General features: G+C 61.0%; 15 protein-coding genes. 8 read left to right on the top strand and 7 right to left on the bottom strand.

The window, feature by feature from the left end; all coding sequences use genetic code 11:
• The first annotated feature begins 6 nt into the window (after positions 1-6).
• The 4 genes from rfbB to N2A41_RS06950 all read left to right on the top strand — a co-directional run bounded on the left by rfbB (position 7) and on the right by N2A41_RS06950 (position 3,923).
• Positions 7-1,062: a dTDP-glucose 4,6-dehydratase gene (gene rfbB, locus N2A41_RS06965; protein ID WP_260110591.1), complete on the top strand. Its 1,056-nt coding sequence runs from the start codon at positions 7-9 to the stop codon at positions 1,060-1,062.
• A gap of 3 nt (positions 1,063-1,065) precedes the next feature.
• Positions 1,066-1,953, top strand: a complete 888-nt coding sequence (gene rfbD, locus N2A41_RS06960) for a dTDP-4-dehydrorhamnose reductase (RefSeq protein WP_260110590.1) — start codon at positions 1,066-1,068, stop codon at positions 1,951-1,953.
• Between the two features lie 10 nt (positions 1,954-1,963).
• Positions 1,964-2,833 carry a glucose-1-phosphate thymidylyltransferase RfbA gene (rfbA, locus tag N2A41_RS06955; RefSeq protein ID WP_026154098.1) on the top strand — a complete coding sequence of 290 codons (870 nt, stop codon included), beginning with the start codon at positions 1,964-1,966 and terminating at the stop codon, positions 2,831-2,833.
• Between the two features lie 141 nt (positions 2,834-2,974).
• Positions 2,975-3,923, top strand: a protein-coding gene (locus tag N2A41_RS06950; protein WP_162115351.1) for an IS630 family transposase whose coding sequence is annotated in 2 segments (ribosomal slippage) — positions 2,975-3,310 and positions 3,312-3,923 — 948 coding nt in all. Because the reading frame shifts where the segments join, the coding sequence is not laid out codon by codon here.
• A 39-nt stretch (positions 3,924-3,962) separates the two neighbouring features.
• On the opposite strand, the gene N2A41_RS06945 is transcribed toward N2A41_RS06950, so the two are convergent.
• The 7 genes from N2A41_RS06945 to N2A41_RS06915 form a co-directional block, all read right to left on the bottom strand.
• Positions 3,963-4,574: a riboflavin synthase gene (locus tag N2A41_RS06945; protein WP_162117191.1), complete on the bottom strand. Its 612-nt coding sequence runs from the start codon at positions 4,572-4,574 to the stop codon at positions 3,963-3,965.
• Positions 4,574-5,881 carry a bifunctional diaminohydroxyphosphoribosylaminopyrimidine deaminase/5-amino-6-(5-phosphoribosylamino)uracil reductase RibD gene (ribD, locus tag N2A41_RS06940; RefSeq protein WP_222384731.1) on the bottom strand — a complete coding sequence of 436 codons (1,308 nt, stop codon included), beginning with the start codon at positions 5,879-5,881 and terminating at the stop codon, positions 4,574-4,576. Before ribD ends, N2A41_RS06945 begins: the two co-directional genes overlap by 1 nt.
• 3 nt (positions 5,882-5,884) lie before the next feature.
• On the bottom strand, positions 5,885-6,361 hold the full coding sequence (gene nrdR, locus N2A41_RS06935) for a transcriptional regulator NrdR (RefSeq protein ID WP_003547190.1): 477 nt from the start codon (positions 6,359-6,361) through the stop codon (positions 5,885-5,887).
• Between the two features lie 9 nt (positions 6,362-6,370).
• A complete protein-coding gene (gene glyA, locus N2A41_RS06930) occupies positions 6,371-7,669 on the bottom strand; it encodes a serine hydroxymethyltransferase (RefSeq protein WP_260110589.1) in 1,299 nt (432 codons plus the stop codon).
• A gap of 216 nt (positions 7,670-7,885) precedes the next feature.
• Positions 7,886-9,187 carry a L,D-transpeptidase family protein gene (locus N2A41_RS06925; RefSeq protein ID WP_222384729.1) on the bottom strand — a complete coding sequence of 434 codons (1,302 nt, stop codon included), beginning with the start codon at positions 9,185-9,187 and terminating at the stop codon, positions 7,886-7,888.
• A gap of 444 nt (positions 9,188-9,631) precedes the next feature.
• Complete coding sequence (gene ldtR, locus N2A41_RS06920) at positions 9,632-10,147, bottom strand: transcriptional regulator LdtR (RefSeq protein ID WP_003547156.1); 516 nt, start codon at positions 10,145-10,147, stop codon at positions 9,632-9,634.
• A gap of 128 nt (positions 10,148-10,275) precedes the next feature.
• Positions 10,276-10,713: a DUF6163 family protein gene (locus N2A41_RS06915; RefSeq protein WP_026154097.1), complete on the bottom strand. Its 438-nt coding sequence runs from the start codon at positions 10,711-10,713 to the stop codon at positions 10,276-10,278.
• 274 nt (positions 10,714-10,987) lie between these two features.
• Between N2A41_RS06915 and hemB the strand changes: the two genes are divergently transcribed.
• The 4 genes from hemB (at position 10,988) to N2A41_RS06895 (ending at position 14,390) form a co-directional block, all read left to right on the top strand.
• Positions 10,988-12,001 carry a porphobilinogen synthase gene (gene hemB / locus N2A41_RS06910; RefSeq protein WP_017963773.1) on the top strand — a complete coding sequence of 338 codons (1,014 nt, stop codon included), beginning with the start codon at positions 10,988-10,990 and terminating at the stop codon, positions 11,999-12,001.
• 73 nt (positions 12,002-12,074) lie between these two features.
• Positions 12,075-12,533 (top strand): RDD family protein, encoded by a 459-nt coding sequence (locus N2A41_RS06905; protein WP_017963772.1) that lies wholly within the window; start codon positions 12,075-12,077, stop codon positions 12,531-12,533.
• A gap of 192 nt (positions 12,534-12,725) precedes the next feature.
• Positions 12,726-13,502, top strand: a complete 777-nt coding sequence (locus N2A41_RS06900; protein ID WP_260110588.1) for an arginyltransferase — start codon at positions 12,726-12,728, stop codon at positions 13,500-13,502.
• The gene (locus tag N2A41_RS06895; RefSeq protein WP_222384728.1) at positions 13,503-14,390 is read left to right on the top strand and encodes a DMT family transporter; all 888 of its coding nucleotides are present in this window, start codon (positions 13,503-13,505) and stop codon (positions 14,388-14,390) included.
• The last annotated feature ends 39 nt before the right edge of the window (positions 14,391-14,429 follow it).

Genomic DNA, 14,429 nt, shown 5'->3' with positions numbered 1-14,429 from the left:
TTCACTATGCGCATACTGGTCACGGGCGGAGCGGGCTTCATCGGATCGGCATTGGTGCGCCATCTCGTCAGCGGGATCGGCGCCGAGGTGCTGAATGTCGACGCGCTGACCTATGCCGGCAACCTGGCATCGCTGAAATCCGTCGAATCGGCGCCGAACTATCAATTCCTGCACGCCGACATATGCGACCGCGCCAGGATGCAGGAAGCATTCGCGTCCTTCCGCCCTGATACCGTCATGCATCTCGCGGCAGAGAGCCATGTCGACCGCTCGATCTCGGGCGCGGACGATTTCATTCAGACCAACATCGTCGGCACATTCAGTCTGCTGGATGCCGCACGGCACTATTGGGATGGGCTTGAGGCTCGCCGCAAGAGTGCCTTCCGCTTTCTGCAGGTGTCGACCGATGAGGTCTACGGCTCGCTCGGCGACGAGGGCCTCTTCGAGGAAACGACGCCTTACGATCCCTCCTCGCCCTATTCCGCCTCCAAGGCCGCGAGCGACCATCTGGCGATCGCTTGGCACCGAACCTACGGCATGCCCGTCGTCGTCTCCAATTGCTCCAATAACTACGGCCCGTTCCATTTCCCCGAAAAGCTCATTCCGCTGATGATCCTGAACGCACTGGAGAGCAAGCCTCTTCCGGTTTACGGCAATGGCGCGAACGTCCGCGACTGGCTCTATGTCGAAGACCACGCCCGCGCGCTCTTCACGATCGCATCCAGAGGGCGCCCCGGCGAAAAATACAATGTGGGCGGTCGCAATGAGCGCAGGAACATCGATGTCGTTCATCGCATCTGCGCTATTCTCGACGACGTCTACAGTGACAAGAGACGGCATAAACGTCTGATCAACAACGTCACCGATCGTCCCGGACACGACGCACGCTATGCGATCGATGCCTCCAAACTCGAAAGCGAACTCGGCTGGAAGGCGCAAGAGACCTTCGAAACTGGCATCGAGAAGACCGTGCACTGGTACTTGGAAAACGAATGGTGGTGGAGGCCGCTGCGCGAAAACGTCTACTCCGGCGAACGCCTCGGCGTTTTCAAGGGACGATAAGCGATGCGCATTGCCGTCACCGGCAAACAGGGCCAGGTCGTTCAGTCGCTGCTCAGACGTGGCGCCGAAATGGGCGTCGAAATCAGCGCGGTCGGGCGCCCGGAAATGGACCTCGCGGATCCTGCAAGCATCGCAGCCGTCTTCTCGGCTCTGCGGCCGGATGTGATCGTCTCCGCCGCCGCCTATACGGCGGTCGACAAGGCCGAGAGCGAACCCGAGCTTGCTTTTTCCGTCAACGCAGCAGGCGCCGGGGCGGTTGCCGAGGCTGCCGCGCGGATCGGGGCCCCGGTCATCCACATTTCGACCGACTACGTCTTCAGCGGCGACAAGGCCTCAGCCTATTCCGAAGAGGATGCGACGGCGCCGATCTCCGTCTATGGGCGTTCGAAGCTCGCAGGCGAGAAGGCCGTCGCGGCGGCGAACCCGAACCACGTCATCTTGCGCACCGCCTGGGTCTATTCGCCCTTTGGCACTAATTTCCTGAAAACAATGCTGCGGCTTTCCGAGACGCGCGATCATCTTCGCGTTGTCGCCGATCAGACAGGATGCCCGACCTCGGCACTCGACATCGCCGATGCGATTGTTGCGATCGCAACCCGAGTTGTAGCGGACCCTGAGCCATCGCTCCGCGGCACTTTTCACCTGACCGGCAGCGGCGAAGCAAGCTGGGCTGATTTCGCCGAAGAGATATTCACGGAGCTTTCCCAATCCGGCGGCAGAAACGTCGGCGTCGAGCGCATCCCGACCGCGGACTATCCGACACCGGCCAAGCGTCCCGCCAATTCACGTCTCAACGGTGACAAGCTCGCCAGAACATATGGTATCCGGCTGCCGGAGTGGAAGCAGTCTATGAAGATTGTCATGCAAGACCTCTTGAATAAAGGTCTTTAGGGAGATGGGCATGAAGGGGATTATTCTCGCCGGCGGCACGGGCACGCGTCTGCATCCGATCACGCAGGCCGTCTCGAAACAGTTGATGCCGGTCTACGACAAGCCGATGATCTACTATCCGCTGACGACGCTGATGCTCGCCGGCATCAGGGAGTTGCTGATCATCACTACGCCTCACGACATCGAAGCCTTCAAGCGCCTTCTCGGCGACGGCTCGCAATGGGGAATTTCGCTGACCTATGCCGTACAGCCGAGCCCGGACGGCCTCGCCCAGGCCTTCATCATCGGCGCCGACTTCTTGCACGGCGACAGCTCGGCACTCGTTCTCGGCGACAACATCTTCTACGGGCACGGACTGCCGGAAATCATGAAATCCGGCACGAGCCGGCGGGAAGGCGCGACGGTATTCGCCTATCACGTCACCGATCCGGAACGCTATGGCGTTGTCGGCTTTGACGAAAAAATGAATGCGCTGTCGATCGAGGAGAAACCGAAGGAGCCAAAATCGAACTGGGCGGTGACCGGCCTCTATTTCTACGACCAGCAGGTGGTCGATATCGCCGCCAACCTGAAGCCATCACCGCGCGGCGAATTGGAAATCACCGACGTCAACCGCACCTATCTCGAGCGCGGCCAGCTTTTTGTGGAGCTGATGGGCCGGGGCTATGCCTGGCTCGATACCGGCACGCCGGACAGCCTGCTCGATGCCGCAGGCTTCGTCAGCACGCTGGAGAAACGCCAGGGCTTCAAGATCGCCTGTCCTGAAGAAGTCGCCTGGCGCATGGGCTACATCTCGCAGGACGACCTCGCCAAGCTCGCCGAGAAGCTCGGCAAGAGCGCCTACGGCCAGTATCTGACGAAGCTGTCCCCGGATTGGTGAGCTATCCGGCCGGCGCAGTACAACGGCGAGATCATTCGATTTACGTGTTAGAGCGTATCCGGATTTAGTTGAATCGGAAGGGATTCCGTTTTTGTGTGTTTTGTGATTCAAGATGCTGGCTGGAGTGGAGGCCAGCATCGAATGACGCGACCTCTTTCCAATGATCTTCGTGAGCGTGTTGTTGCTGCAATCGAAGCCGGTGAGAGCTGCCGGTCGGTTGCGGCGCGGTTCGGTATTGCCGTGTCTTCAGCGGTAAAGTGGTCGCAGCGTTATCGTTCGAGCGGATCTGTCGCGCCTGGGAAGATGGGCGGCCACCGCAAGCGGGTTCTGGAGCCGCATCGGGCGTTTATCGTGGAGCGGATCAACCAGACGCCGCATGTGTCACTGCACAGGTTGAAGGAAGAGCTGGCCGCGCGAGGGGTGAAGGTATCCCACGATACGGTATGGCAGTTCCTGCGACGTGAGGGATTGCGGTTCAAAAAAAACACTGTTCGCCCTTGAGCAGGCGCGCGCTGACGTCGCGCGACGGCGACAGCGCTGGCGATCCTGGCAGGCTGGCCTCGATCCAAGACGGCTGGTCTTCATCGATGAAACCTGGATCAAGACCAACATGGCGCCGCTTCGAGGGTGGGGGCCGAAGGGCAAACGCCTGCGCAGCTTCGCGCCGCACGGACATTGGCGCACCCTGACTTTCCTCGGCGCGTTGCGCTGCGATCGGCTTACCGCACCCTGTGTCTTCGATGGACCGATCAACGGTGAGTGCTTTCGCGCCTATGTCGAGCAGCAACTCGTACCGGTGCTCAAACCCGGCGACATCGTCGTGATGGATAATCTCGGCTCCCACAAGTCGGTCGCCATCCGTCAGATGATCCGCAACGCTGGTGCTCGGCTCTGGTACTTGCCGCCATACTCCCCCGACCTCAATCCGATCGAACAGGCTTTCGCCAAAATCAAGCACTGGATGCGCCTGGCTCAGAAGCGAACCATCGATGACACCTGGCGCCACATCGGACACCTCGTCACAACCATCGAGCCCAGCGAATGCAGCAACTACTTCGACAATGCCGGATACGCTTCCGTCAAAACCTGAAACGCTCTAGAGCGCCGCGTCCAATTCCGGTTGGCGGCGTTATCCAGCAGGGAATTCCGCCAGCCGGGCGGCGTAGCGCGCCATGGTGTCGACTTCGAAATTGACGAAATCGCCGGCCTTGCGCTCGCCCCAGGTGGTGACTTCGAGCGTGTGGCGGATGAGCAGCACGTCGAAATCCGTGCCGTCGACCGCATTGACCGTCAACGAAGTACCGTCGAGTGCGATCGAACCCTTGGGGGCGACGAATTTCGCCAGATGTTCGGGCGCGCGCAGGCGGTAGCGGGTGGCGTCGCCCTCTGCTGTCACCGAGAGGATTTCCGCCTTGCCGTCGACATGGCCGGAAACGATGTGGCCACCGAGTTCATCACCGATCTTCAGCGACCGTTCGAGATTGATGCGGCTGCCTTCCTGCCAGGTGGCGATCGTCGTCAGCCGCAGCGCCTCTTCCCAGGCCTCAACCTCGAACCAGCGGCCATTGCTGCCTTGCTGCGGCAGGCCGGTGACGGTGAGGCAGATGCCGGCATGGGAGATCGAGGCACCCATGTCGATGGTTGAGGGATCATAGGCGGTCGCGACCCGCAGGCGGATGCCTTCCTTCAGGGGAGAAACGGATTCAACCGTGCCGACATCGGTGACTATTCCAGTGAACATCAAAGCCCTCTTTCGTATTCGTCCAGGCGATCGCCGCCGAACATCAGCGTGCCCGTATGGGCAAAACCCGATGGTATGTCGGATCTCGTCAGCGGCGATTCAATACCGCGCTCGCCGATGACGACAGGCGCCTGATAAAGCTGGATGCGGTCAACGAGGCCAGCCTCGAGGAAAAGCCGCGCCGTCTTTGCGCCGCCCTCGACCAGAAGCGAGGAAATACCGCGCGTCGCGAGTGCCGGCAGCAAGACTTCCGGATGATAGGGATTGCAATGGACGACCTCAACGCCGGCGGCCTCGAGGGCTGCACGGCGGGAGTCCAAGTCGGTGGGTGCGGCACCCCCCTCTGCCCTGCCGGGCATCTCCCCGACAAGGGGGGAGATCGGATCGGGGTTAGCCCCTTGCCCCACGTCTTGCCTCAAGGCGAAACCATCACCATCGGAAACAGGGGAATTCGGATCGCGCCTCTTGCCGATCTCCCCCCTTGTGGGGGAGATGCCCGGCAGGGCAGAGGGGGGTAATCCCTCCGCATCCGATGACAACGGCCACACTTCCTCCCTCGCCACCACGATAACAGGCACTTCCCGCGCTGTCTCCACAAGCTTGCTGGTCAACGGCAATGCCAGCGAGGGATCGAGCACGATGCGGATCGGCGATTGCGATTGAAGACCTGGCAAACGCACAGTCAGCAGCGGATCATCCGCAATCGCGGTACCGATGCCGACCAGGATGGCATCGGTTTCGGCGCGCAGCGCCTGCACCTGGGCGCGGGCCTCCGGGCCTGTTATCGCCACCTGCCCCTCCCCCTCGCGGCCGATCATGCCATCGGCGGAAACGGCAAGTTTGAGAGTCACATAGGGCCGGTTCTTCGTCTGGCGGGTGAGATAGGCGGCAAGCGACTGCCGGCCCTCCGCCTCCAGCACGCCGGCATCCACCTCTATGCCGGCTTCGCGCAGCATGGCGATACCGCGGCCTGAAACCCGCGGATCGGGATCGGTGACGCTGATGACGACGCGGGCAACGCCATAGTCGATCAGCGCCTCGGAACACGGCGGCGTCCTGCCGTGATGCGAGCAGGGTTCGAGCGTCACATAGGCGGTGGCGCCGCGGGCAAGCGCGCCGGCTTCAGCGAGTGCCTGCGTCTCGGCATGCGGGCGGCCACTGAGCGCCGTCACCGCACGGCCGACGATGACGCCATCCCTGACGATCAGGCAGCCGACGGAAGGATTGGTGGCGGTGCGGCCGAGATGCCAGCGCGACAGGCGGATCGCCGCCGCCATGAAACGTTCGTCATGCGGCGTGATGCTCATGGCTCACCTGTCCAGCGGGTCGCGGGCAATCTTGGCGTTGATCTCGGAAATGACCTTCTCGAAATCCTCGGCAAGCGAGAAATCCCGGTAGACCGAGGCGTAGCGCACGAAGCCGACATCATCGAGGCTCTTCATGGCTTCCAGCACCTGCAGGCCGATCTGCTCGGAGGAGATCTCGGTCTCGCCGGAGCTTTCAAGCCGGCGGACGATGCCTGAGACGGCGCGCTCTATGCGGTCCCGCTCGACGGGGCGCTTGCGCAACGCCACTTCGAAGGAGCGCACCAGCTTGTCGCGGTCGAAGGGCACTTTGCGGCCGGTCTTCTTGATGACCATCAGCTCGCGCAACTGCACGCGCTCGAACGTCGTGAAGCGGCCGCCGCAATCCGGACAGATGCGCCGCCGGCGGATGGACGTGTTGTCCTCCGCCGGGCGCGAATCCTTGACCTGAGTATCTTCCGAACCGCAATAGGGGCAGCGCATCCCTACTCCTTATCCCAAGTAATCATACATGGGGAAGCGGTCGGTGAGGTTGACCACCTTGCCGCGCACCGCGGCTTCGACGGCAGCGTTGCCTTCATCGGAATTGGCGACCTTCAGGCCGTCGAGAACCTCGACGATCAGATTGCCGATCTCGCGGAATTCGGCTTCCTTGAAGCCGCGGGTCGTGCCGGCCGGTGCGCCCAAGCGCACGCCGGAGGTGACGAAGGGCTTTTCCGGATCGAAGGGAATGCCGTTCTTGTTGCAGGTGACGTAGGCGCGGCCGAGAGCTGCCTCGGCGCGCTTGCCGGTGGCGTTCTTCTTGCGCAGGTCGACCAGCATCAGGTGGTTGTCGGTGCCGCCGGAGACGACGTCGAGGCCGCCCTCCATTAACGTTTCAGCAAGCGCCTTGGCGTTCTTGACGACCTGGGCGGCGTAGTCTTTAAATTCCGGCTGCAGCGCCTCGCCGAAGGCCACAGCCTTGGCAGCGATGATATGCATCAGCGGGCCGCCCTGAAGACCCGGGAAAACGGCCGAATTGAACTTCTTCGCCAGATCCTCGTCATTGGTGAGGATGACGCCGCCGCGCGGACCGCGCAATGACTTGTGGGTCGTCGTCGTCGCGACATGGCAATGCGGGAACGGGGACGGATGAACGCCACCGGCGACAAGGCCGGCGATGTGGGCCATGTCGACCATCAGATAGGCGCCGACGCTGTCGGCGATCTCGCGGAAGCGCTTCCAGTCCCAGATACGGGAATAGGCAGTGCCGCCGGCGATGATGAGCTTCGGCTTGGTTTCTTCGGCCTTGCGGGCAACTTCATCCATGTCGAGCAAGTTGTCGCCTTCGCGCACGCCGTAGGAGACGACGTTGAACCACTTGCCGGACATGTTGACCGGCGAACCATGCGTGAGGTGGCCGCCCGAATTCAGGTCGAGACCCATGAAGGTGTCGCCGGGCTGTAGCAGCGCCAGGAACACGGCCTGGTTCATCTGCGAACCGGAATTCGGCTGGACGTTGGCGAAATTGACGCCGAACAGCTTCTTGGCGCGCTCGATTGCCAGTTCTTCGGCGATATCGACGAACTGGCAGCCGCCGTAATAACGCTTGCCGGGATAACCCTCGGCATATTTGTTGGTCATGATGGAGCCCTGGGCTTCCAGCACGGCGCGGGAGACGATGTTCTCAGAAGCGATCAGTTCGATCTCGTGCCGTTGGCGACCGAGTTCCTTTCCGATCGCGCCGAAAATGTCCGGATCGACGTCCGCAAGCGAGCGATTGAAGAAGGATTCGGTGGAAGCATTGGTCATGGGCGGGCTCCTCAACTGGAATGCGCTGAGGTATTAGCCTTCCGCCGGGGCGAGGGCAATACGAAGAACGACATTTGCTGAGCAAAGCGCGCGCTCACGCTCTTTTGCGGTCGCGCCGCGCTGATCCTTGGCGACCACATCGAGGAGTGTCTCCTCGGACTTAAAAAAACCGCGCCCGAAGGCGCGGTTCTCAAATCACGATGCAGGGGCGGCCGCTTACTGGACCGGCTGTTCCATACCGGCCGTGGTGTCGAGCGCCAGCTCGGCATTGCCGTCCATCTGATAGATGTCGTCGCGGAACTGGACGATGCCGTCGGGCATGCCCCAGGCAGAGATATAGACGAAATAAACCGGAACTTCCGTGGCGAGCTTGACCGGTGTGTTGACGCCGGTTGCGATCACCTGCTCCATCTGCTGACGGCTCCAGCCGGGGGTCTCGCGCAACAGCCAGTTCGACAAGTCGCGGACGTTCTGGACGCGGACGCAGCCCGACGATTCAAAGCGCATCAGCTTGTTAAACAGGCCCTGCTGCGGCGTGTCGTGCATATACTCGCCATTCTTGTTGTAGAAGTTGATCTTCGTCGAGGCCATGGCGTTGGTCTTGCCGGGGTCCTGACGGAACATCAGGTTCGGCGCCTCGCCGTTCCAGTCGATGGTCTCGGGGGCGACTTCGTTGCCCTTGCCGTCGATCAGGCGGATGGCGTTCTTTTCGAGATAGGTCGGATCCTTGCGCATCAGCGGCATGATGTCCTTCTCGACGATCGAGCGCGGCGCAGTCCAGTAAGGATTGAGGATGACCTCGTAAATCTTCGAATTGACGAGATGCGTCGGGCGGCTGAGACGGCCGACAACCGCCGTGTGGCGCGTCGCGACACTGCCATCTTCAACAGCCTCCACATAGGCGGCCGGGATGTTGACCATCAGGTGACGGCGGCCCATGTCTTCGGGGAAGGTCTGCAGGCGAATCAGATTGGTGTTCAGCTGCTGCAGGCGGACATCGGCAGGAATGTTCATCGCCTTCAGCGTGAATTCGCCGAGAACGCCATCGGCCGGCAGGCCGTGACGCGCCTGGAAGCGCTTGACCGCACCATCGACATAGGAATCAAAGGCGTTGGACAGGCCGGCCTCGCGCGGCAGGTCGCCGGTGATCGCAAGGCGCTGGCGCAGCGCCTGGACGGTGGGAGAGCTGACGCCGAGCTGCAGGCGCTGGTCACCGGGATTGACCTCAGGCCAGCCACCGGCTGCGGCAATCTGCTGATACTGCATAATCGCCTGCTGCGCGCTTGCGACCGATTGGGGTCCGAGAATCGGCGTGTTGGAAACCATGGCGGTCGCCGTGCGCGACGCCGCCTTGGCGTCGAACTGGTCGTCCCAGTTGCCGCGGCGCGGCGCATTGATCAGCGTATCGAGCGCCGATTGCGCGAATGCCGGCGCGGCAAGCGCGCCGGCGCCAATCGTTGCCGCGGACGCCAGGAAAGCGCGGCGCGAGAGAGCTTCAATTCCGTTTTTCTTCGACATAGTCCCAACCACTGAATGCCGCTATTAAAGAGAATCTGCGGCTCTTTGCGATATCACTGCGCTTCAACGCAGATCCCAGTCCATTAGTTGTCCCGGCGCACCGAAAAATTCCGCTTGCCCCATCACAAGATTGCGATGCGGCAGCCTGAACATTCCTGATCGGTCTATTGAAAGCGCCGGTTGTTAAGCCTTCCGCTGCCACACCAATATGGCCAATTCGTGTTGCCGGTTGGGTAGAAGGACTGCCGGCTACCGGAAACACGACGCAACGAACCATATGACGGGTAAAGCGTGCCGGTTAATAACGGCTAAAAAACGGCTTGAATACAGGCCTTTGCGCTTGCCTGCCATGCGTTGCAAAGATGCCACGCAGATATAAACGGCAAATCGGACGTGCAGGGAACACGTCCGATTTTCTGCAACCCTGGAAGGAGGTCAGGGGTCTTAGAGACGGTACAAGATCTGGTCGTTCCAGAAACGGTCCAGACGCTGGAGCAGCTTGTTCATCTGGGTGAACTCGTCCGTGCCGATCCCGCCGACCTTGTCGATCGAGGCGATGTGGCGTTCGTAGAGCTTGGCCACTGTTTCGGCGATGTCCTGGCCGGTTTCGGTCAGGCTGATGCGGACCGAGCGACGGTCGATGCGCGAGCGCTGATGGTTGATGAAGCCGAGATCGACCAGCTTCTTGACGTTGTAGGAAACGTTGGAGCCGAGATAGTAGCCACGCGAGCGCAGCTCGCCCGCGGTCAGCTCGGAATTGCCGATGTTGAAAAGGAGCAGCGCCTGGATGGCGTTGACGTCGCTGCGACCCTGACGGTCGAATTCGTCCTTGATGACGTCGAGAAGACGACGGTGCAGACGTTCAACGAGATGAAGGGATTCCATGTAAAGATCACGGATGTCGTGGTCCTGCTGGTCACGGAAGGTCGATACCGCCTGCGGCTTGATTTTCGTGTTCATATTGACTGCCTCACTGTTTGTTTGGCGGTGTGTTCTCTTCCCGCCTTGAGTGAGACCCTATCGAATACATATAAAATTCGACTTAAACCGCAGGCTTAACGGAGCCTTACCGGTAACCCCACGTTGTCTCAGGGTAAATCAACACTTACCTGGCGGCGGTGCCGGCGTTTTTCCAGCCACAGCAGCAGGCGGAAAATCAAGTAGACGACGGCGACCATGACATGCAGCAGGATGATCAGCTGGTTGGGGCCGAAAATATCCGGCAGCAGGCCATACATGAGGATTTGTCCGCCGGCGGCCAGCACCCAGATGACCGGTCCCCAGGAGACGGTGAGCCAAAGGCCGAGGGAGGCGACGGGGAAGAGCACGGCGAGGCTGGTGCTCGCCACCTTCCATGGCAGGCTCAAAAGATCGAAGCGGCCGGCGCCGACCAGCGAATAACCGACGAGCATCGCCCAATATTGCAGGCCGAACCAGAAGCAGGATACGGCAACCAGTCTCAAGAAGAGAATGAAGAGAATATCCGCCAGTGTGTGTTTCGGTATCGTCGGAGAGTCGGTTTCCATAGCGCAGACATCGGTTCGGGGTTGCATCTTCGCAAAAGCGCCGCGCGTCGGACAAGACGCACCAAGGACGCTCTATAACATTGCGTTGGCGCATAACGCTGAAAATCCGCTCCGATTTTTGGGATTATGCAATAAAAGCACCTTGTTTTTATGCATGTCGTTATCCTGGGCGACATGAATGGGTTTTCAGCCGCGGCCAATCGTCCGGTTTGGATTTTCCAGGCGCCATGATAATGAGCGCTCCGATAAATGGAATGGGCCGAGGACAGATATCATGCAGGACAGGACGCATCTCGTCGACGACATCACTGGTCATCGCCGTATGCGGCGCAACCGCAAGGCGGATTGGACACGTCGGCTGGTGCAGGAGAACCGGCTGACCGTCGATGACCTGATCTGGCCGATCTTCATCGTGCCGGGTTCCGGCATCGTCGATCCGATCGCGGCCATGCCCGGCGTCAACCGCATGAGCATCGACAAGGCTGTCGAAGCCGCGCGGGAAGCGGCCGGCCTCGGCATTCCGGCCCTCGCCACCTTTCCGAATATCGAGATGGAACTGCGTGACGAGACCGGCTCGAACAGCCTCGAAGCCAACAACCTGATCAATCGGGCGACGGCGGCGATCAAGAAGGCGGTACCTAATATCGGCATCATCACCGACGTCGCGCTCGATCCCTTCACCAGCCACGGCCATGACGGCATCCTCAGAGGCGGCGAGATCGTCAATGACGAGACGGTCGACCAGGTGGCACGCGCCGCCGTGATGCAGGCGGATGCGGGCGCCGACATCATCGCGCCGTCAGAGATGATGGACGGACGCATCGGCGCGATCCGCATGGCGCTCGATGCAGCCGGTCACCAGAGCGTCGGCATCATGAGCTATGCGACGAAATTCGCCTCCGCCTTCTACGGTCCCTATCGCGAGGCGATCTCGACCGGCGGGCTGCTGAAAGGCGACAAGAAGACCTACTATATCGACCCCGCCAACGGCACCGAGGCGATCCGCGACGCTGCCCTCGACGTCGAGGAAGGCGCCGACATGCTGATGGTCAAGCCCGGCCTGCCCTATCTCGATATCTGCTGGCGGATGAAGGAGGCCTTTGGCCTGCCGACCTTCGCCTACCAGGTGTCAGGCGAGTATACGCAGATCAAGGCGGCGGCGATGAATGGCTGGATCGACGGCGAGCGGGCGATGCTCGAAACGCTGCTGTCGTTCAAGCGGGCGGGATGCGACGGTGTCCTCACCTATTTCGCGGTCGAAGTGGCGAAAATTCTCGCAAAGCGGTGATTTTGGGGCAGATTATTGCATTTGGCCCTGCCGATACCATATCAGCGGCATCGCTTTTCCTGAGGAGATTGAGATGAGCTACAACCCCAATCCGCTTTATGCCGCACCGGAGGACTGGCGCGCCTATAGCGGCGTGTTGAGCCGCCGGGTCTTCGCCTTCATCCTCGACTACGTCATCGTGGCGCTGCTCTGCATTCCCGCGGCGATCGTGCTGTTCTTCGTGTCGATCGTCACGCTGGGGCTCGGCTTCTTTCTCTACCCTGCTCTTTTCGTCATCGTCGCCGGCATTTACTTCGGCCTGACGGTGGGCGGGCCGAGCCAGGCCTCGCTCGGCATGCGGGCCATGGGAATTGCGATCGTGCGCGTCGACGGACGGCCGATGGATTTCATGACAGCGATCGTGCATCTCGCACTGTTCTGGATCCTCAACTCGGTGCTGACGCCGCTCATCCTGCTTGCCGGCCTGTTCATTGAACGCAGCCGTCTCGTTCACGACCTGCTTGTGGGCACCGCGACGGTGCGCACGGCCTGAGACCCTAACTGTGACCCCGGGCGGAGACCAAATAAAGTCTCCGCCTCCCTTTGCCGATGGGTGCAGGCGCTCCATATCTGAAATTAGAAGACTGATATGAAGGGCGAAACGCGCCCCGCTGTTGACGTTTTTTATTCTTAGGTCATGCTGTCAGGAAACGGCACGGTCTCGACAGGGAAATTTCCGCGACAAATGAATACGCAGACGACGCCATCCCCGCAGTTTTATCTGACGGCTCCGGCTGCGTGTCCGTACCTGCCGCATGAGATGGAACGCAAGGTGTTCACCCATCTGGTCGGCCCGCGCGCCGCCGAGATGAACGACATCCTGACACAGGGCGGTTTCCGCCGCTCGCAGAACATCGCTTATCGCCCGGCCTGCGAATCCTGTCGCGCGTGCGTTTCCGTGCGAATTCTCGCCCAGGAATTCGAACCGACCAAATCGATGAAACGGGTGCTTGCCGCCAATTCCGACGTCATCGCCACCGAATTCGCGGCCCAGCCTTCCAGCGAGCAATATTCGCTCTTCCGGCGCTATCTCGATTTTCGCCACCAGCAGGGCGGCATGTCCGACATGACCGTGCTCGACTATGCAATCATGGTGGAAGACACGCATGTGAATACGAGAATCATCGAATATCGCCTGCGTGAGGAAGGCTCAGGACTGGAGCAGCGCCCGAAGGGCGAGCTGCTTGGCGCTGCGCTGACCGACACGATGAGCGACGGGCTGTCGATGGTCTATTCCTATTTCAATCCGGCACTCGAGCGCCGTTCGCTCGGCACCTTCATGATTCTCGATCATGTCAGGCGCACGAAAGCGCTGGGACTGCCGCATGTCTACCTCGGCTACTGGGTTCAAGGGTCGCGAAAAATGGATTACAAGACGCGCTTTCAGCCGCAGGAGCACCTGACCCCGCGCGGCTGGGAACGCTTCGATCCCTCGTCCATGCCCGAGAGCACCCACGGCTGAATGTTCCCCACCGCTCTTTCCGACCACCGGAAGGGCCTGCTGCTGACGACAATCGGCGGGCTGGCGCTTTCCGTGGATATCCCGCTGATGAGGCTCGCCGACGGCGAGCTGTGGTCGATCCTTGCCGTAAGAAGCATAGCGACCCTTGGCGTGACGCTTCTGGTCGCAACCGCGCTCAGGATTGCCAAGGGGCGATGGCCAATGCTGGTGCCGGGCTGGCCGGGCCTCTTTACCGGTCTGCTCTACGGGCTGACGACGGTGATCTTCATTCTCGCCGTTTTCAACACGTCGACGGCCAATGTCGTTTTCATCGTCGCCTTCAATCCGATGTTCGCCGCGCTGCTTTCCTGGATTTTCCTCAAGGAGCGGCCGGCGCCAGCAACGCTGATCGCCATGGCGGCGATGATTTTCGGCGTCGGCCTGATCGTGCGGGACGGGCTTTCGGGCGGCCATGTCTTCGGCGATATCATGGCGCTGCTTACCGCGTTCATCATCGCCGCCGCCATCACCGTCAGCCGCGCCTCACGCCGGGAGATGGGCTTCGTCTCGCTGCTTTCGACGGTTCTGCCGGCGGCGGTCGGCCTGATCTCGGTCATGCCGGCAGGCGGTCTTTCGATCGAGCATCCTGTCTGGATCCTCTTCAACGGCGCGGTGATGATGCCGCTTGCCTTCTGGTGCCTGGCGACCGGGCCGCGTTACCTCTCCGCGCCTGAGGTCGGCATGTTCTACCTGCTCGAAACCGTACTCGCACCGATCTGGGTGTGGCTGATCTTTGCGGAAACGCCGACGCCGATGACGCTGGTCGGCGGCGGTATCCTGGTGACGGCGATCGCGGCGCACTCGGTCTGGATGGTGCGGAGGAAAAGCATCAGGCAAATGGCAGGATAGGACGTTGTTGCCCGCTCGGCCTCATGTTATAACTCCGTT

Source organism: Rhizobium sp. SRDI969 (assembly GCF_025152725.1).
Taxonomy (GTDB): Bacteria; Pseudomonadota; Alphaproteobacteria; order Rhizobiales; family Rhizobiaceae; genus Rhizobium; species Rhizobium leguminosarum_I.
The sequence above is the reverse complement of the archived record's forward strand: the minus strand, read 5'-3'. Positions and strand labels throughout refer to the sequence as shown.

Excerpts from the sequence above, each read along its gene's own strand:
- rfbB (WP_260110591.1), top strand. The coding sequence starts at position 7 with ATGCGCATACTGGTCACGGGCGGAGCGGGCTTCATCGGATCGGCATTG.
- rfbD (WP_260110590.1), top strand. The coding sequence starts at position 1,066 with ATGCGCATTGCCGTCACCGGCAAACAGGGCCAGGTCGTTCAGTCGCTG.
- rfbA (WP_026154098.1), top strand. The coding sequence starts at position 1,964 with ATGAAGGGGATTATTCTCGCCGGCGGCACGGGCACGCGTCTGCATCCG.
- N2A41_RS06945 (WP_162117191.1), bottom strand. The coding sequence starts at position 4,574 with ATGTTCACTGGAATAGTCACCGATGTCGGCACGGTTGAATCCGTTTCT.
- ribD (WP_222384731.1), bottom strand. The coding sequence starts at position 5,881 with ATGAGCATCACGCCGCATGACGAACGTTTCATGGCGGCGGCGATCCGC.
- nrdR (WP_003547190.1), bottom strand. The coding sequence starts at position 6,361 with ATGCGCTGCCCCTATTGCGGTTCGGAAGATACTCAGGTCAAGGATTCG.
- glyA (WP_260110589.1), bottom strand. The coding sequence starts at position 7,669 with ATGACCAATGCTTCCACCGAATCCTTCTTCAATCGCTCGCTTGCGGAC.
- N2A41_RS06925 (WP_222384729.1), bottom strand. The coding sequence starts at position 9,187 with ATGTCGAAGAAAAACGGAATTGAAGCTCTCTCGCGCCGCGCTTTCCTG.
- ldtR (WP_003547156.1), bottom strand. The coding sequence starts at position 10,147 with ATGAACACGAAAATCAAGCCGCAGGCGGTATCGACCTTCCGTGACCAG.
- N2A41_RS06915 (WP_026154097.1), bottom strand. The coding sequence starts at position 10,713 with ATGGAAACCGACTCTCCGACGATACCGAAACACACACTGGCGGATATT.
- hemB (WP_017963773.1), top strand. The coding sequence starts at position 10,988 with ATGCAGGACAGGACGCATCTCGTCGACGACATCACTGGTCATCGCCGT.
- N2A41_RS06905 (WP_017963772.1), top strand. The coding sequence starts at position 12,075 with ATGAGCTACAACCCCAATCCGCTTTATGCCGCACCGGAGGACTGGCGC.
- N2A41_RS06900 (WP_260110588.1), top strand. The coding sequence starts at position 12,726 with ATGAATACGCAGACGACGCCATCCCCGCAGTTTTATCTGACGGCTCCG.
- N2A41_RS06895 (WP_222384728.1), top strand. The coding sequence starts at position 13,503 with ATGTTCCCCACCGCTCTTTCCGACCACCGGAAGGGCCTGCTGCTGACG.